Here is a 16,895-nt window from a genome sequence, read left to right on the forward strand (position 1 = left end):
GTTTGACTGACTACGCATAGTCGCCTATGCGATTTTTTAAAACAAAATCTAGAATTAACAGGTACGTTTGTCTTGTTTAGTTTTCAAAGATCATTGTCTTAGAGCGACCCTATTATCATAACAAGAATCAAGATAATAAGTCAAGACTTTTTTTAAAAAGTTTTTTTGCTGTTGCCCTCTTTTTGCGGCAACGAATAATAATATACCACTCTATGAATGTTTGCGCAACACCTTTTTTATATTTTTTTAAAGAATTTAAGATAATTTTTTTCTTAGTATATTTCATCTTCTTATACAGGCCCCAAAAAAAGAAATAAACCACTGCAAGGCAGTGGTTATTAAGCATCCTAGCGGTTATGCCTCATTTGAGGGAACAATAATACATCTCTTATAGATGGCGAATTCGTCAACAGCATGACGAGTCTGTCAATTCCAATGCCTAAACCGCCTGTTGGAGGCATTCCGTATTCCAATGCTTCAACGAAATCTTCATCCATTAAGTGAGCTTCATCATTTCCTTCTTCTCTTTCCTTCAGCTGAGCTTCGAATCTTTCTCTCTGGTCAATTGGGTCGTTCAACTCTGTAAATGCATTTGCATGTTCTCTGCCCACAATAAACAGCTCGAAACGATCAGTGAAGCGGGGATCTTCCGGGTTTTTCTTCGCTAAAGGCGAGATCTCTACCGGATGCCCATAAACAAAAGTAGGCTGAATAAGAGTTTCTTCTACTTTTTGCTCGAAAAATTCATTGATAATATGTCCGATACTCATAGAATTCGTGATTTCGATCCCATGTTCTTTTGCTAATTCTCTTGCTTCATCTAGAGACATTTCTTGTCTAAAGTCTACGCCCGTTGCTTCTTTTACAGCGTCAGCCATATGAATTCTTTTCCACTCAGGCTTTAAATCCACCTCATAGTCTCCATATTGAACTGTAGTAGATCCAGTAACCTCTTTTGCTACATGGGCAATCACATTCTCGGTAAGAGCCATTATATCTTTGTAATCAGCATATGCTTCATATAATTCAATCATCGTAAACTCCGGGTTGTGACGGGTAGACACTCCTTCGTTACGGAATACGCGCCCGATCTCGTACACTTTCTCAAGGCCGCCGACGATCAAACGTTTCAGATGAAGCTCGATGGCAATACGCATGTATAAGGGCATATCTAATGCATTATGATGGGTAACGAAAGGTCTCGCGGATGCACCTCCCGGGATGCTGTGCATCGTAGGCGTTTCAACCTCCAAATATCCGTGGTCATCTAAGTATCTTCTCATCGATTGAATGATTTTGCTTCTTGCAATAAAGGTTTGTTTGCTGTCAGGATTTACGATTAAATCCAAATAGCGTTGGCGATAGCGCTGCTCAACATCTTTTAAACCGTGGTATTTATCGGGAAGCGGACGCAATGCTTTTGTCAGCAATGCAAATGAGTCTGCCCTCACCGAAAGTTCTCCTACGTTTGTTTTAAACACTTTACCGGAGACTCCAATGATATCTCCTAAATCAGCTGTTTTAAAAATTTCATAAGCTTCTTCGCCGACACTGTCTTTTCTTACATAGATTTGAATCTGGCCTGCTAAATCCTGAATATGGGCAAATCCGGCTTTCCCTTTGCCTCTTTTTGTCATCATGCGTCCCGCAATGGTAACTTGAATTGCTTTTTCTTCCAGCTCTTCTTTTGTCAGTTCTTGATATGAATCCATCAGTTCGTTCGACTGATGAGAACGCTCATAGCGGAAGCCAAACGGATCGATCCCGTTTTCCCTTAATTCGTTCATTTTTTCGCGTCTAACTTTCAGCTGGTCATTTAATTCATGCTGGGAATTCTCTTCTTGGCCCATTTTAACGATCACTCCATCATTTTATTAATCACAAGAATAAAAAACTGCCAGCGAATAAACTGGCAGTGAGCAGCAAAACAGAAAAACTTAACCTACTTTTGCTTTTTGAAGCTCCTTTGCCTCGGCTTCAATCGTAAATTCATCCAATAAGTTTACAAGTGAGTTTCTTGATTCACATTGGTTAATTTCATTTCGTACTTTTGCGTTTCCTCTGATGCCTTTTAGATACCAGGCTGCATGCTTTCTCATTTCCCGGACCGCGACTGATTCTCCTTTAAGTGCAATCAAGCGGTCGAGGTGAAGCTTGCAAACTTCGATTTTCTCACGGACCTTTGGTTCTTCCATCAATTTGCCTGTCTCCAGGTAGTGAACGGTACGGTAAATCATCCATGGATCACCTAATGCTGCACGCCCTATCATGACGCCGTCAACACCTGTTTCATCAAGCATCCGTTTTGCATCGTGCGGAGTTTTCACATCTCCGTTTCCGATAACTGGGATAGAAACGGAATTTTTAACTTCTTTAATGATATCCCAATTTGCAGTACCTTCATACATTTGAACACGAGTACGGCCATGTAGTGATACTGCTTTACCTCCTGCGCGTTCAACAGCCTGTGCATTCTTGACGGCAAAAATATGATCCTCATCCCAGCCCATTCTCATTTTTACAGTAACAGGCTTATCAACAGCCTCTACAACCGCAGAAACCATTTCGTAAATTTTATCCGGATCTAAAAGCCACTTCGCTCCAGCATCACACTTTGTAATTTTTGGAACAGGACACCCCATGTTGATATCAATAATATCCGCGGTGGTATTTTGATCAACAAATCTTGCCGCTTCGACAAGGGTATCTTTTTCTCCCCCAAATATTTGCAGGCTTAACGGCTTCTCCCGTTCGTCGATATAAAGCATCCCCATTGTTTTGGCGTTATTGTAGAGAATCGCTTTGTCGCTCACCATTTCTGCACAAACGAGGCCTGCTCCAAACTCTTTTACAGTCAGTCTGAAAGCAGAATTGCATACGCCTGCCATCGGAGCAAGAACGACTCTGTTTTTCATTTGAATATCGCCGATTTTAAACATACGATTATCCTCCTTTCGTTAATTATCCCAAGGTGAAAGCAATTCTTCCACCGATATATTTAAAGCTTTAGCTGCATTATGAATCAGTTGTTCTGACGGGTTACGGGTACCGCGTTCTACTTCACCCAGCACAGACACCGAGATGCCTAAAGTCCTGGCAAACTCTTCTTGAGTATACCCTTTTAGCTTTCGGTATGCACGAATTCGTCTACCTCGGTTCTCTGCCTCCATATTCTTACACCTTCTTGATCTGTTCGTTTATTTATGAGTCCTTCTGTCAAATCTGGTTTGATTTCTTTCAAGGGTATAAGTACAAATAAACGTTCATGCATTCTAGGATGCGGAATAATAAGCTGCTCTGTCTCAATATTTTCTTCATTATAGAGCAAAATGTCAAGGTCTACTGTTCTTGGTCCCCACCTGATCGTTCGCTCACGGTCAAGCTTAGCTTCTGTCTTCAGCAAAAACTGAAGCAATTCAAAAGGATCCAAGGAAGTCGATAAAGAAATCACCATATTTAAAAACAAGTCCTGATCGTCATAGCCAACGGGATCGGTTTCGTATATAGAAGAAACTGCATCTACCTTCACGTGAGGATGCTGATGGATAAAGGATACAGCGCTTCTCAAATATGCTTCGCGATCCCCCATATTAGAGCCGAGTGCAACATATACGATATTATTCATTGTCTCGTTCTTGTCATTTCTATGGCCACCGATTGATAATGGCCCGGTATGGGGGGATCAGGCTTTATCACTTTCACTTTGCACTCTGACACATTCGGAAACGTTTCGAGCACCTTTGCTGTTATCGTTTCTGCCAAGGTTTCAACAAGCTTTACCGGCTTTCCTTCCACCACGTCCCTGCAAATATGGTAAAGGTCTGCATAGTTTATTGTTGCATCGATATTGTCGGTTTTTCCGGCTTCACTTAAATCAAGCGACGCGGACAAATCGACCTTAAAGCGCTGACCGAGCTTATTTTCTTCCGCGAAAACGCCATGATACCCGTAGAATTCCATACCTTCGACATACACCTTATCGATGGTAAACGCCTCCTTTGTTTATCATCGCATCCATCATTTTCGCCATTCTTGAGATTTGCAGTACGTCATGCACCCTTACGATATCGCAGCCTTTTTGAATACCAAGGCAAACGGTTGCTCCTGTCCCTTCCGCTCGTTCTTCCGGCGGCAGATCCAGCACCCGCCCGATGAACCGTTTTCTGGATGTTGCTAATAAAACGGGAAATCCCATCGAACAAAATGCTTCAAGCTGATTCATAACCGAAAGATTGTGCTCAAAGTTTTTAGCAAAACCGATACCTGGATCGATGATAATCTGATGGTCCTCTACTCCAGCCGCTTTCACGAGGGAAATGCTTTCTGATAAATCCGTCACCATGTCCTCAATAAGATTTTGATAATCCGTGTTATGGCGATTATGCATAAGGATAATAGGAACGCCATGACTTGCTGCAACACCTGCCATACCTTCATCCGCCTTGGCTCCCCATACATCATTGATAATGGAGGCTCCTGCTTTGAGCGCCTCGTCCGCTACCTCGGCTTTATACGTGTCGATTGAGATCGGCGCCTCAATTTCATTTGCCAGCCGCTCAATGACCGGAATGACCCGTGATAACTCTTCATCTGCAGAAACAAACTCTGAACCGGGCCTTGTCGATTCTCCGCCGATATCAATAATATGGGCTCCCTGATCAATCATAAGCTTGGCATGAGCTAATGCTTTATCCAATGATTGGTATTTGCCGCCATCAGAAAAAGAGTCCGGAGTTATGTTTAAAATCCCCATAATTAAGGTCTTATCTTCATATGTTAACCGAAAGTCTTTTGCGATCAGTTGTTTTGGTCTGGCTAATGTTTGCTCTGCCATAAACATCATCCTTCAATTGTGATTTTAAGCCTGTCTCTCTTTATTGTATACCTGTTTCAAAAATATTGTCAGCATTCCGTTCTTCCCCGGATAAACAGACGATTCTATCGCCGCAAAAGGAACAATAGCCTGGACAGAATTCGTCAACCACGCTTCATCGGCTTCCAGCAGCGATTCTTTGCGAAATTTCCCGACTCGAATCTCATATCCGTTCTCTTTTAGAACTTGCAATACATATCGCCTCATGACGCCGTTCAGTATCCCCGTACCAATAGAAGGGGTAAAGACGGTCTGATCTTTTCTCCAAAAAATGTTGGACGTGATTCCCTCTGCGACATAATGATCGCTCGTTAAGAAGATCCCTTCCTTTGACGAATCATTGCCAACTTCTTTTTTTGCGTAAATGTTATTTAAAAAATGATGGGATTTCAGTCTCACGTGTCCTTCCGGTGTGTTGCGGCGGAGGTTTAATAAAATGCCATTCTTTTCTTCAGGGATCGAATCAGGCTGGAAAGGAGAAATAAGAATGAGTACAGATGGATTGAGATATGGATTTGCAGAAGGCGCTGCTTTCTCACCAGGTCCCGCTGAAACATTTAAACGAATTCTGGCGTTGCCGCCCTGCAAACGATTGCGCTTGAGTAATTCTGCCAATATGTGAAGAACTTCTCGTTTTTCTAAATGTATGTTAATGCCTAAATCATTTAGCGCATAATGAAGACGCTCAAGATGCCACTCCAGCAAGAAAGGCTTAGCTCCGATCAGACAAAAGGACTCAAACACCCCGACGCCGTACAAAAAACCATGATCAAGAGGAGAAAGCATTGCCTCTTTCTCCTCTACATACTGTCCATTTAAATAAATGATCATGCGTTGATGTTTTTTCCTTCCTGGCGGTAAGCAGTAATAAAATTACGAAGCATGTCTTTTCCGCAGGTTGTCATAATCGATTCAGGATGAAATTGCACCCCTTCAATCGGCATGGTTTTATGACGAATCGCCATCAGCTCGCCTTCAACGGTCCAAGCAGTTTTATCAAAACAGTCCGGCAGTGTTTCTTCCTTCACAATCAGCGAGTGGTACCTTGTCGCTGTAAAAGGATTTTCCAGACCGCGGAATATCGTTTTTCCATCATGTTTCATTTCAGATGTCTTCCCGTGCATCAGCCGATCAGCCCTGACGACATCACCGCCAAATACTTGCCCAATGGCTTGATAACCAAGACATACCCCGAAAATAGGGATCTTGCCGGCAAAATGGCGGATGGCGTCCATACTAATGCCCGCTTCATTCGGACTGCACGGACCGGGAGAAATCATTAAAAAGTCCGGAGACATGTTTTCGATTTCGGAAACCGTCGTTTCGTCGTTTCTTTTTACAACGAGCTCTTCCCCCAGCTCTCCTAAATATTGGACTAAATTGTACGTAAAGGAATCATAATTGTCGATCATTAAAATCATCTCTGCTCACCTCATACTCGTATTTTTCTCTGCTTTGCTAAGCTCTAAAGCTTTCTTCAGGGCAATAGCTTTTTTATGCGCCTCTTTAAATTCATGCTTCGGGTTTGAATCAATCACAACCCCGGCACCTGACTGCATAAATGCGTGATTGTCCTTAACATATATCGACCGGATTACGATGTTAAAGCACATATCCTGATTAAATCCAAACCAGCCGATAGAACCAGTATATACTCCCCGCCTCGTTGGCTCAAGTTCTTCGATGATTTCCATCGTTCTCACTTTAGGCGCTCCGGTAATGGTTCCTCCAGGAAACACGGCGTGAATCAGGTCTGCCGCGTCACATTCCGGTTTCATCGTTCCTTGAACATTTGAAACGATGTGCATCACATGGGAATATTTTTCAATAACCATGAATTCATTGACATGGACTGATCCGTACTCGGAAACCTTGCCCACATCATTTCGCTCCAAATCTACAAGCATGACGTGCTCCGCTCGTTCTTTTTCGTTATCGATAAGCTCGTTTGCTAAACTTTCATCCTCAAGATCATCTTTTCCTCGCGACCTCGTGCCAGCAATTGGCCTTGTCTCGAGCAAAGCTCCTGTTTTTTTAATCAATAGCTCAGGTGATCCGCATATAATTTGAAAATCCGGAGCTTCCAAGTAAGCCATATACGGAGAAGGATTAATTTTTTTCATTGCTTTATATATTTTATATGGCGGTACAGAAACTTTTTCAGATTGTCTCAGTGATAAATTCACCTGAAACACATCCCCGCTCGCAATATACTTCTTTATTTTCTCAACCGCTTTTGCAAAGGAGCTTTCATCAAGAGAGTCCGGGAAAATTCCGTCTGATAGGTCTGTACATATTTCTTCTTGGTCACTTGCTTCTGCATTTGAAGCAGTAAGCCACATTGTTTCCAGCTCGTCCAAACGGAGGGTAGCGTCCGGGGAATGGGTAATGAGCCACAACAATTGATTCTCATGGTCATAAACCGTTACATCATCGAAAACAAGAAAAAACAAATCAGGTGTATCTAGATCGTCAATAGAAATCATTTTCAGCTCTTCAATATATCGGGCATAATCATAGCTTAGAAAACCAATGGCCCCGCCTTGAAAGTCAGGGTATTCCTTATTGGTTTCCGTTTCGAGTGTCTGAAACCACGCCGTAAACTCCCGAAATGGATCACCTTCTCTAAACAACGTTTGATCTCTATATTTTATTGTTGTGATCCAGTCTTTCCCTTCCGCAATGGCGATAGGATCCAATCCAGCTATGCTATACCTTCCTCCTCGCCCGCTTTCGAGCAGGACGTGGTGTGTTTTGTCGCGAGCAAGGCATTCATACGCTGTGAAAAAATCGGATGCAGTGCAAGGAACTGTTCTCGCTGTCGGTTTACGCTTCATGCTTTCATCATTCCTCTGTTTCGTTCTAGCATTATTGTAAAGCAAAACTTTTCAGAAAGAAAAGAGAAATTCATTTCCAGATTGAAAAAGCTAAAAAAAGAGCCGGTGATGCCGACTCTTTTTTACTGAATTGACCTGCCGCAGCATTAAGGTATTAACTTTCTTTCTTTAAACTCTGCAAACAAATCAAGAAAAATTTTCTCGCTATCCGCCACTTCATGAAAGCCGAACTGTTTAATTTTTGTCGTATCTGAAATGACATCGTGTTCACTGCCGAATATAAAATCAGCAAATGGCCAAGCTGCAGCCTTTTCAAAAGGAACGGGCTGCAACTGATAGTTTTCGACCATTTCTTCCCACACACCTTTTTGCAGCGGCATCATATCTGTCAATGGAATAGTTTGAACAGGTGCATAGTCCATCTCAAAAAATGAAGCGAATTTTGGCCATAATTGTTCCCATCTAAATAAATCGCCATTGGTGATATTAAAGATTTCAAAAGCCGTGTGCTCTTGAACAGCTGCCCAGACAGAAGCACGGGCAAGCAGAGATGCGTCTGTGATTTGAACTAAAGCACTATATGCTCCTTCTTTTCCCGGAAAACGAAGGGGCAGTCCCAATTCCTTTGAAATAGAAGCATAAACAGCTATGGCCATTGCAATACTCATCGGATTCCCTATTGATAATCCCGCCACAAGATCCGGTCGCAGAATCGTCCACGACCAGCTTTTTCCTTCTTGATGTGATCGCAAAAAATCTTCTTGATTATAATAAAAGTTCGGCGGAAGATGACGAGGGTCACTTTCCTTGGCCGGTGTCTTAAATTTACCTAAGTGCGCCCCATAAACCTTTGCTCCCTGCATTAAAACAACTCGTTGCAAGGAATTTGATGTTTCTTCAACAGCCATTACGACATTTTCCAACATGCTTGTATTCACTTCTATTTGATCTTTTGACAGGGCAGGGAAATCTTGATAAGCGGCAAAAAAGATATGGGTAACTTCTCCTGCTGCTTTTATTTTTTCTTTTACATCATCAACATTTAATAAATCGATGCTGATATAACGTTCAGGATGTTCACTTGGGATATTTCTTGCAACCCCTTTTACGTTCCAGTCTTCTAAAGAACTGATATGGTCTAAAATATAGCTGCCGATAATCCCAGTGGCGCCTACGACAAGTGCAGTTTTTTCCGACATGAAATCCCCTCCTTGTTTTTTGCACACCACTATTTTAATGAATGATGTTGCTTTAACGAAAATGATTCGACTTAGTTTTATTTGATATGAAAAAAGGGGCCGTCCCCAAAAGCAGGTTTTCGCTTTCGGGACAGCCCCTGGAACGTTTATTCAAATTGGTAAAGCGGAGTGCTTAAGTAACGCTCGCCATTACTTGGTAAAACAGCCAGCACTTTTTTTCCTTTTCCGAGCTTTTTCGCTACCTTTAATGCAGCGTAAATTGCGGCTCCGGATGAAATTCCGCCAAGAATGCCTGTTTCTTTGGCAGCTCTGCGTGCATACTCATATGCGTCTTCGCTTTTCACTTGAATAATGTCATCATAAATTTTAGTGTTTAAAATCGATGGGATAAAGCCTGCTCCAATTCCCTGGATTTTATGAGGCCCGGGTCTTCCTCCTGATAATATCGGAGAATCACTCGGCTCTACCGCATAAATTCTGATGGAAGGGTATGCTTTTTTCAAAATTTCCCCGGCGCCGCTAATGGTTCCTCCGGTTCCGATCCCTGCAATAAATGCGTCAAGCTGTTCGCCCATTTGTTCAACGATTTCTTTACCGGTTGTTTTTCTATGAATCTCAACGTTGGCTTCATTGCTGAATTGCTGCGGCATGAAGTAGCCATGTTCTTTTGAAAGTTCTTCTGCTTTTTTAATTGCGGCTTTCATTCCGTCTTCGCCTGGAGTTAGTACAAGCTCTGCACCGTATGCGCGAAGCAAATTTCGGCGCTCCAAGCTCATTGTGTCCGGCATGACGAGGATAGCGCGGATGCCTTTTGCAGCGGCTACCATAGCCAAACCTATTCCCGTGTTTCCACTGGTTGGCTCAATCAAAGTATCTCCTTCTTTTAGGAGCCCTTTTTCCTCAGCTTCTTCAATCATTGCAAGGGCAATCCGGTCTTTTACACTGCTTCCTGGATTCATGTATTCAAGCTTTAAGTAGATATCAGCACTGTTTTCATCGACCAAATGATTTAGCTTAACGATCGGCGTATTGCCGATTAATTCGTAAATATGATTAGCCACACGTACCAAAATAAACACCTCATTTTTTAAATATGTATTTTAATCACTTGTAGGATCGCACTTCACCTGTTACTCTTTCCCCTCAAAAAACCAATTCACTTTCGCTTCATCCCAAAGGGTTTTCACATTCGCCTGATCTCCCAGCTGCTCCATCGCAATTTGCCGTTTAATTTGATTCTTTACTTCTTCATAAGAAAAGACCCGAGCATCAAGCTTTTCCCGTAGCTGTATGACCGCGTACCCCTGGTCGACCTTCACCGGATTCTTGTCAAACTCGTTTGGTGTAAGCCTTGCTGCATTTTCTATATACTCACCCGGAATATTTTCCTGCTTTGAAGAAACAAAACCCAAATCCCCGCCATATTGGGACGTATACCTGTCAATCGACCGTTCGGCTGCCACGGCTTGGAAGCTGGAGCCCCCTTCAAGATCTTGAATCACTTCATCGGCTTCCTTTTTCGTTTTGACTACAATGTGAGCCAAACGATAAGAATCCTCAAACTCGTAAAGATCTTTGTTTTTTTGATAAAACGCTTCTAATTCATCATCAGGTATGACGACATCTTTCGTCAGCAGCTCTTCTAACAGGATATTGTGGCGGATTTGCTCTTTCCATTCTGCTTCTGTCGTTTTATTATCTTCGTAGAAAGAATTGTAGACAGCCTTTATCATTAAAAATTCTCTGTCTACCTCTTTATCGGTTACTTTTATCCCATACTTTTCGGATAATTGTTCAATGACCCGGTTATTGATCATCTCTTCCAACGTATCTTTCCCGTGATTTTCTTCCATTTTATTCAGCCATTCTTCTCTTGAAATCGAGTCGCTTCCTATTGTTGCAACTTCTTCATTATTACCGGAAGAAGCGGTTACGTGATTTCTCGTTAACACATAGGCAACGACTACGATATTGACAACTATCATAACCATAATAACCGTCCAAATTTTTCGATTCATTCTGAGCTGATCACCACCTGAAAAAATATTTAAATGGGGCTTTCCGCTTACCCCGCAGCCTCATCTCGAAGCGCTTCAAGCTCTTCTTTCGTATAGTGATATTTTTCATTGCAAAAATGGCATGCCGCTTCTGCTTGGCCATCCTCGACAATCATATCTTGAATTTCCTGAGCGCCTAGCCCAATTATAGCTGCAGCGAATCGATCCTTTGAACAATTGCAGCTAAACTGAACCGGGACCGTTTCTAATACAGAAATGTTTTCTCCTAACACTTCCTCTAGAATCTGCTCTGGAGTAAGTCCTCTGTGAATCAGCTTGGAAATCGGATCAATTTTTGACAGTCGATTTTCTATTTTTGTTATTGTCTCATCGTCTGTACCGGGAAGCAGCTGTACGATAAATCCGCCAGAAGCTAAAATCGAGTGGTCAGGATTAACTAAAACTCCAACACCTACGGATGAGGGAACCTGTTCAGAGGTCACAAGATAATAGGTAAAATCCTCGCCAATCTCACCAGAAACAATTTCGACCTGTCCGGTGAAATGGTCTCTTAAGCCTAAATCTTTGACAACACTTAACGTGCCGCTCGTTCCGACAGCCCGCCTCACATCAAGCTTGCCGATCTCATTTAGGTCAAAATGGACATGGGGCTCACTGACATATCCGCGAACCTCTCCTTTTCCGTTTCCATCTGCAATAATGGCTCCGATTGGACCGTCCCCTTCGATTTTTACAGTCAGCTTATCATTTCCTTTTAGCATGGCACCTAGCATTAACGTCGCGGTCATAGTCCGTCCGATTGCCGCGGAAGCAGTCGGCCAAGTGTCGTGCCTCCTTTGCGCTTCGGCAATCGTATCCGTTGTTCTCGCCGCGTATGCTCTTACTTGTCCGTCGAAAGCCAATGCTTTTATTAAATAGTCCATCGTTTCCCTCCTATATCGTTTCGACTCGATTACGCTCGTAAATAAGCTCCAGGCCTTTTAATGTCAAAAAAGGATCGACAATATCTATGCAGTCTGATTCGTCTGCTATAAGAGAAGCAAGCCCCCCTGTAGCAATAACTTTCGGATTATGATTAGACTGCCATTTCATTCGTTTCACAATGCCTTCAACTTGTCCGACATACCCGTATAATATCCCGGACTGCATGGCAGTAACCGTGTTTTTTCCAATGATGTGCTCCGGCCGGACAATTTCTATCCTAGGCAGCTTTGCCGCTCTTGAATATAGAGCTTCCGTAGAAATCGTGATGCCTGGCGCGATCGCACCTCCCATGTATTGCTTGTTTTCATTGATATAGCAATATGTGGTCGCCGTTCCGAAATCGACAATGATAAGCGGGCTGCCATAAAGATGAATAGCAGCAACTGCATTAACGATACGATCCGCACCGACTTCTTTCGGATTATCGTATTTAATATTTAATCCCGTCTTGATTCCAGGGCCGACGATTTGCGGATCAATAAAAAAGTATTTCTTGCACATTCTTTCTAATGCAAACATGATGGGCGGTACGACAGATGAAACAATGATTCCGTCAATTTGTTCAAACATCAGCCCCGCATGCTCAAACAATGATCGCAAAAGCATTCCGTACTCATCTTCTGTTTTATTGCGGCTAGTCTCAATCCGCCAATGATACTCAAGCTCTCCTTTATGATAAACACCAATAACCGTATTGGTATTTCCCACGTCTAATACTAGTAACAACCTTCATCACCACTTATCATAGTTTCTCTACCAATCATCAAAAGAATTCTCACTCCATAAGATACACGAAGTTTCATGGTCTTGTAAAATGAACGGTAGCAAATGAAAGAAAAAGCTGCCAAATCGCATATCTGGCAGCTTTTTCAACACATTAAATTTATCCCGCATTAACAGGCACTATGACCCCCACCTTAAGATTATGAATGTAAACGAGCAATCCTAGGTGGGGGATAACTGCCCAAAAAGCTAGGGGTGGTGCAACTAACAATCAGTCTTTTTTCGTCGTTATGTTGACTTTCACATCATCATTCGCGATATGATCGTCCGAATAATTTCTTTCAGGAAGTTTTCCCTGTTCAGAAAGATGCTTGATTTGCTCTGCATCGAGTGTTTCGACCTCTAGCAAGGTTTGGGCAATCAATTCGAGCTTCTCACGATTTTCAGTAAGTATGGTCTTCGCACGCTCATAGCTTTCTTTAATAAATCGCTGAACTTCCTGATCGATCTCATAGGCAATCCGATCACTGTAATTCGGTTCATTATTAAAGTCCCGGCCAAGGAATACTTGCCCGCCTTGAGATGATCCAAACTGCAGCGGCCCCAGTTTTTCAGACATTCCAAACTCTGTGACCATTCTTCTGGCAATGCTCGTTGCACGCTGGAAGTCATTATGCGCGCCTGTACTCACTTCGCCAAAGATAATCTCTTCAGCTACGCGTCCGCCAAGAAGTCCGACAATCTTATCCAACAGCTCCGGCTTCGTTTGGAAATACCGATCCTCTCTAGGAAGCATGACTGCGTAACCGCCAGCCTGCCCGCGAGGTACAATGGTTACTTTGTGAACCATATCCGCTTCATCCAATACAAGTCCGATTACGGTATGTCCAGCTTCATGGTAAGCAACAATATTGCGTTCTTTTTTAGAAATGACTCTGCTTTTCTTAGCAGGACCCGCGATAACTCGGTCTGTCGCCTCATCGATATCACGCATATCAATTTTCTTTTTGTTCATGCGAGCAGCAACGAGAGCCGCCTCATTTAACAGGTTTTCAAGATCCGCACCTGAAAAACCTGGTGTTCTTGACGCAATTGCTTTGAGGTTTACAGTGTCATCGAGCGGCTTATTCCTGGCATGTACCTGCAGTACGGCTTCGCGTCCTTTGACGTCCGGTCGGTCAACCGTAATCTGGCGGTCAAAACGGCCGGGGCGCAAAAGTGCGGGATCAAGAATATCTGCACGGTTAGTTGCCGCAATGATAATAATCCCTTCATTGGCGCTGAAACCATCCATTTCTACAAGTAGCTGGTTCAGCGTTTGTTCACGCTCATCATGACCCCCGCCAAGTCCTGCTCCACGCTGGCGTCCAACGGCGTCAATCTCATCAATAAAGATTAAGCAAGGTGCATTTTTCTTGGCATTTTCAAACAAGTCACGTACGCGGGATGCACCGACACCGACAAACATTTCGACGAAATCCGATCCGCTGATGCTAAAGAAAGGTACTCCAGCTTCACCTGCGGATGCGCGCGCGAGCAAGGTTTTACCTGTCCCTGGAGGTCCTACAAGCAGAACACCCTTTGGAATACGCGCTCCAAGCTCCGCAAACTTGCGCGGATCTTTAAGGAATTCAACAACCTCGACGAGTTCTTGCTTTTCTTCATCGGCTCCTGCTACATCCTTAAACTTAACCTTTTTCTTTTCTTCTGTGTACAGCTTCGCCTTACTTTTCCCGAAGTTCATGACACGGCTTCCGCCGCCCTGAGCTTGGTTCAATAAGAAGAAGAACAGAATGAAAATGATAACGAACGGAATAATCGTCGTAAATACGGTTACCCAGGCACTTGTTTCTTGTGCGGGATCCACCGTCACATCCGTTCCTCTAGCAGCATCTGTAATTTGATCGGTACCCTTTCCTTCAGGCACGTGAGTCAAAAAGAACTGGTCTTCTTTATACCCATCCAGCTGTCCTCTAACCTCAAATACACCTCTAACAGGCTGAATGGTGATGTTTTCAACTTCATTCTTTTCAAGATGTTCAATAAAGTCGCTGTATTTCATATTTTCTGTTCTCGGGTTAGAGCCTTGGAAAAAACTCACAACGCCGATAATTACTAATAATATAAGTAAATAAAAAATGGTATTACGGAAGATCCGATTCATCCCTTACCTCCTCCCACGTAAGCACAACTATGTTCAATAGTATCATAGAAAATCATTCCATTACAACAAATATCCTTGCTTGCAGCTATCGCCAGGTTAGCTCTCATAAACTTCTGGTTTCAGGATTCCGATATACGGTAAATTCCTGTACCTTTCCGCGTAATCCAAGCCATAACCGACGACAAATGCATCAGGAACTTCAAACCCTACATAGTCAGCTTGTATATCGGCTTTTCTTCCGCTTGGCTTATCGAGAAGAGTGACGATTTTAATTGATTCGGCTTTTCTGTAACGGAACAGTTCCACTAAATAGCTTAAGGTCAAGCCGCTGTCGATGATGTCTTCTATGATCAAAATATGGCGCCCTTCCACTGAGGTATCCAGGTCTTTAACGATTTTCACTTCTCCAGTAGAGACTGTAGAATTTCCATAACTCGATACATCCATAAAATCCATTTCTAAATATGTATCGATATTTTTTAGAAGATCAGCCATAAAAGGCATGGCTCCTTTTAAAACGCCAATCGCAAGAGGAAACCGGCCATCATATTCCTCTGTTAAAGCCGCCCCGAGCTCTTTTACCTTTTTTTCTATCTCCTCTTCTGAAATTAAAATCCGTTCAATATCATGCTTCATTCGTATAATTGCCCCCTACAGTTTTCATGCTGTCTATATTTTATTACAACCCGGTCATTGATTGAAGCGTCAGCCTCCTCAAAAACTGATTTTTTCAAGCCGGGCAGCCAGATAATTTCATGATTTGCGTTCGTTACAATTGGCCAATAGTCCCTTTGGGATCGAGGAATCTTTTCATCAATAAATATATCCTTCACTTTTTTTGACCCGTTCATTCCTTTAACTTTCATCCTGTCCCCTGTTTTTCTGCTTCGAACATATAAGGGAAACGGCGTTTTGCTAAGGCTAATAACAAATGTGTTTTTTTCTTGGCCAGTTGATTGATCCTCTCGCGTGCTGAATTCCAGAAATGAACTATTCGGAAGCTGCAGCCGGCAATCTTTCAGTCGATCTATTTGAAAAAAAAATGAGTTGTGTTCATTCAAAGAATGATTAAAAGAAAAAATACAAGACCCGTAAGACTTGATCACCTTTAATCCATTTGGAAAATCGAGGGAGCCTGAAGATTTATTTTGGGAGACAAATTCCAGAAACGTCTCGATATGTATGGATGCAAACGTTAACGGAACGTTTTCATAAAGGTAATTCAATAGTAGTAAAATCCCTCTTCTTTGTAAAGGCAAAGGGAGTTCAGCGAAACGATTCAAATCAATCTCAACCGATTGGGAAGACTGATTTTTAATAACTTTATTCATTTTCTCTTTTGTTAATGCTTGCAAATAGGTTTCATCATCTGCCAATGTTTCACTGGCATACTGAAAATGCTTATGGACCTTAGGCGATTCGCTTTTTAGAAAAGGCAGCACATTCTTTCTAAAACGGTTTCGAGTATAATCATCCTCAAAATTGCTTTGATCTGTTCGATACGCCAGATTTTGACTCTGGCAATAGCCTAAGATCTCATCCTTTGAGATTGAGAGAAATGGACGAATAATCCAACCGGGTCCGAAAGAACGCACAGGCTGTATCCCTGACAGGCCTTTCCCTACTGTGCCATTCGAAAGCCTCATCAGCATCGTTTCGATCTGGTCATCCCCGTGGTGGCCTAATGCAAGAAAGGATGCATTGTTTTTTCTCATCACTTCTTCAAAGAAACGATATCTGCACACTCTGGCTGCCGCTTGCTTATTCATCTGCTTTTCTTTTGCAAATTGAGAAACATCGATTTGAACTGCTTCACAATCTATGCTCTCCGATTCACAAAACCTTTGAACAAAACGAAGATCCTTTGCAGACTCTTCTCCCCTGAACATGTGATCCACATGAGCTGCAATGAGCCGGGACGATCCCAGCATGGTGCTTTTCAGGGCGTGAAGAAGGGCGATTGAATCCGGCCCGCCGGAAACGCCGACAATTATTGTTTTATTTTTTAATGAAAGACGGTGTTTGTTTAAAAAATCCACGATACTTTTCACAGCGTCAACTCCGTCTAAAAACATGTGGAATAGTAAAGATATTCAT

At 42.6% G+C, this 16,895-nt stretch carries 17 protein-coding genes; all 17 read right to left on the reverse strand.

The genetic code is table 11. The annotated features are described in order from the left end of the window. Positions 1 to 347: 347 nt before the first annotated feature. The 17 genes from lysS to tilS all read right to left on the reverse strand — a co-directional run bounded on the left by lysS (position 348) and on the right by tilS (position 16,849). A complete protein-coding gene (lysS, locus tag JOC74_RS22630) occupies positions 348 to 1,850 on the reverse strand; it encodes a lysine--tRNA ligase (RefSeq protein ID WP_053605140.1) in 1,503 nt (500 codons plus the stop codon). Positions 1,851 to 1,937: 87 nt separating this feature from the next. After that, positions 1,938 to 2,939 carry a tRNA dihydrouridine synthase DusB gene (dusB, locus tag JOC74_RS22635; protein WP_053605139.1) on the reverse strand — a complete coding sequence of 334 codons (1,002 nt, stop codon included), beginning with the start codon at positions 2,937 to 2,939 and terminating at the stop codon, positions 1,938 to 1,940. Positions 2,940 to 2,957: 18 nt separating this feature from the next. Next, positions 2,958 to 3,170: a helix-turn-helix domain-containing protein gene (locus JOC74_RS22640; RefSeq protein ID WP_082364182.1), complete on the reverse strand. Its 213-nt coding sequence runs from the start codon at positions 3,168 to 3,170 to the stop codon at positions 2,958 to 2,960. Beyond that, complete coding sequence (gene folK, locus JOC74_RS22645) at positions 3,122 to 3,625, reverse strand: 2-amino-4-hydroxy-6-hydroxymethyldihydropteridine diphosphokinase (RefSeq protein ID WP_053605138.1); 504 nt, start codon at positions 3,623 to 3,625, stop codon at positions 3,122 to 3,124. Before folK ends, JOC74_RS22640 begins: the two co-directional genes overlap by 49 nt. Continuing rightward, complete coding sequence (gene folB / locus JOC74_RS22650) at positions 3,622 to 3,984, reverse strand: dihydroneopterin aldolase (protein WP_053605137.1); 363 nt, start codon at positions 3,982 to 3,984, stop codon at positions 3,622 to 3,624. The genes folK and folB overlap by 4 nt, the downstream gene beginning before the upstream one ends. After that, positions 3,977 to 4,834: a dihydropteroate synthase gene (folP, locus tag JOC74_RS22655; protein ID WP_053605136.1), complete on the reverse strand. Its 858-nt coding sequence runs from the start codon at positions 4,832 to 4,834 to the stop codon at positions 3,977 to 3,979. Before folP ends, folB begins: the two co-directional genes overlap by 8 nt. Positions 4,835 to 4,858: 24 nt before the next feature. Then, the gene (gene pabC, locus JOC74_RS22660; protein WP_053605135.1) at positions 4,859 to 5,704 is read right to left on the reverse strand and encodes an aminodeoxychorismate lyase; all 846 of its coding nucleotides are present in this window, start codon (positions 5,702 to 5,704) and stop codon (positions 4,859 to 4,861) included. After that, positions 5,701 to 6,294, reverse strand: a complete 594-nt coding sequence (gene pabA, locus JOC74_RS22665) for an aminodeoxychorismate/anthranilate synthase component II (protein ID WP_053605134.1) — start codon at positions 6,292 to 6,294, stop codon at positions 5,701 to 5,703. Before pabA ends, pabC begins: the two co-directional genes overlap by 4 nt. 6 nt (positions 6,295 to 6,300) lie before the next feature. Beyond that, positions 6,301 to 7,710: an anthranilate synthase component I family protein gene (locus JOC74_RS22670; RefSeq protein ID WP_053605133.1), complete on the reverse strand. Its 1,410-nt coding sequence runs from the start codon at positions 7,708 to 7,710 to the stop codon at positions 6,301 to 6,303. Between the two features lie 146 nt (positions 7,711 to 7,856). Continuing rightward, on the reverse strand, positions 7,857 to 8,909 hold the full coding sequence (locus JOC74_RS22675; protein WP_053605132.1) for an SDR family oxidoreductase: 1,053 nt from the start codon (positions 8,907 to 8,909) through the stop codon (positions 7,857 to 7,859). 146 nt (positions 8,910 to 9,055) lie between these two features. Next, on the reverse strand, positions 9,056 to 9,979 hold the full coding sequence (cysK, locus tag JOC74_RS22680) for a cysteine synthase A (RefSeq protein ID WP_053605131.1): 924 nt from the start codon (positions 9,977 to 9,979) through the stop codon (positions 9,056 to 9,058). A gap of 60 nt (positions 9,980 to 10,039) precedes the next feature. Next, positions 10,040 to 10,927 carry a peptidyl-prolyl cis-trans isomerase gene (locus JOC74_RS22685; RefSeq protein ID WP_053605130.1) on the reverse strand — a complete coding sequence of 296 codons (888 nt, stop codon included), beginning with the start codon at positions 10,925 to 10,927 and terminating at the stop codon, positions 10,040 to 10,042. Positions 10,928 to 10,974: 47 nt separating this feature from the next. After that, positions 10,975 to 11,850 carry an Hsp33 family molecular chaperone HslO gene (gene hslO, locus JOC74_RS22690; protein ID WP_053605129.1) on the reverse strand — a complete coding sequence of 292 codons (876 nt, stop codon included), beginning with the start codon at positions 11,848 to 11,850 and terminating at the stop codon, positions 10,975 to 10,977. Positions 11,851 to 11,860: 10 nt separating this feature from the next. Further along, the gene (locus JOC74_RS22695) at positions 11,861 to 12,637 is read right to left on the reverse strand and encodes a type III pantothenate kinase (protein ID WP_053605128.1); all 777 of its coding nucleotides are present in this window, start codon (positions 12,635 to 12,637) and stop codon (positions 11,861 to 11,863) included. A 268-nt stretch (positions 12,638 to 12,905) separates the two neighbouring features. Then, complete coding sequence (ftsH, locus tag JOC74_RS22700) at positions 12,906 to 14,798, reverse strand: ATP-dependent zinc metalloprotease FtsH (protein WP_053605127.1); 1,893 nt, start codon at positions 14,796 to 14,798, stop codon at positions 12,906 to 12,908. Positions 14,799 to 14,894: 96 nt separating this feature from the next. Beyond that, positions 14,895 to 15,434: a hypoxanthine phosphoribosyltransferase gene (hpt, locus tag JOC74_RS22705; protein ID WP_053605126.1), complete on the reverse strand. Its 540-nt coding sequence runs from the start codon at positions 15,432 to 15,434 to the stop codon at positions 14,895 to 14,897. Beyond that, positions 15,431 to 16,849 carry a tRNA lysidine(34) synthetase TilS gene (gene tilS / locus JOC74_RS22710; RefSeq protein WP_053605125.1) on the reverse strand — a complete coding sequence of 473 codons (1,419 nt, stop codon included), beginning with the start codon at positions 16,847 to 16,849 and terminating at the stop codon, positions 15,431 to 15,433. The genes hpt and tilS overlap by 4 nt, the downstream gene beginning before the upstream one ends. Positions 16,850 to 16,895: the final 46 nt, after the last annotated feature.

The organism is Bacillus capparidis (genome assembly GCF_017832095.1).
Taxonomy (GTDB): Bacteria; Bacillota; Bacilli; order Bacillales; family Bacillaceae; genus Bacillus; species Bacillus gobiensis.

What these genes read in the sequence shown, in the direction of transcription:
- lysS (WP_053605140.1), bottom strand. Translation starts at nt 1,850, where the DNA reads ATGGGCCAAGAAGAGAATTCCCAGCATGAATTAAATGACCAGCTGAAA.
- dusB (WP_053605139.1), bottom strand. Translation starts at nt 2,939, where the DNA reads ATGTTTAAAATCGGCGATATTCAAATGAAAAACAGAGTCGTTCTTGCT.
- JOC74_RS22640 (WP_082364182.1), bottom strand. Translation starts at nt 3,170, where the DNA reads ATGGAGGCAGAGAACCGAGGTAGACGAATTCGTGCATACCGAAAGCTA.
- folK (WP_053605138.1), bottom strand. Translation starts at nt 3,625, where the DNA reads ATGAATAATATCGTATATGTTGCACTCGGCTCTAATATGGGGGATCGC.
- folP (WP_053605136.1), bottom strand. Translation starts at nt 4,834, where the DNA reads ATGGCAGAGCAAACATTAGCCAGACCAAAACAACTGATCGCAAAAGAC.
- pabC (WP_053605135.1), bottom strand. Translation starts at nt 5,704, where the DNA reads ATGATCATTTATTTAAATGGACAGTATGTAGAGGAGAAAGAGGCAATG.
- pabA (WP_053605134.1), bottom strand. Translation starts at nt 6,294, where the DNA reads ATGATTTTAATGATCGACAATTATGATTCCTTTACGTACAATTTAGTC.
- JOC74_RS22670 (WP_053605133.1), bottom strand. Translation starts at nt 7,710, where the DNA reads ATGAAGCGTAAACCGACAGCGAGAACAGTTCCTTGCACTGCATCCGAT.
- JOC74_RS22675 (WP_053605132.1), bottom strand. Translation starts at nt 8,909, where the DNA reads ATGTCGGAAAAAACTGCACTTGTCGTAGGCGCCACTGGGATTATCGGC.
- JOC74_RS22685 (WP_053605130.1), bottom strand. Translation starts at nt 10,927, where the DNA reads ATGAATCGAAAAATTTGGACGGTTATTATGGTTATGATAGTTGTCAAT.
- hslO (WP_053605129.1), bottom strand. Translation starts at nt 11,850, where the DNA reads ATGGACTATTTAATAAAAGCATTGGCTTTCGACGGACAAGTAAGAGCA.
- ftsH (WP_053605127.1), bottom strand. Translation starts at nt 14,798, where the DNA reads ATGAATCGGATCTTCCGTAATACCATTTTTTATTTACTTATATTATTA.
- hpt (WP_053605126.1), bottom strand. Translation starts at nt 15,434, where the DNA reads ATGAAGCATGATATTGAACGGATTTTAATTTCAGAAGAGGAGATAGAA.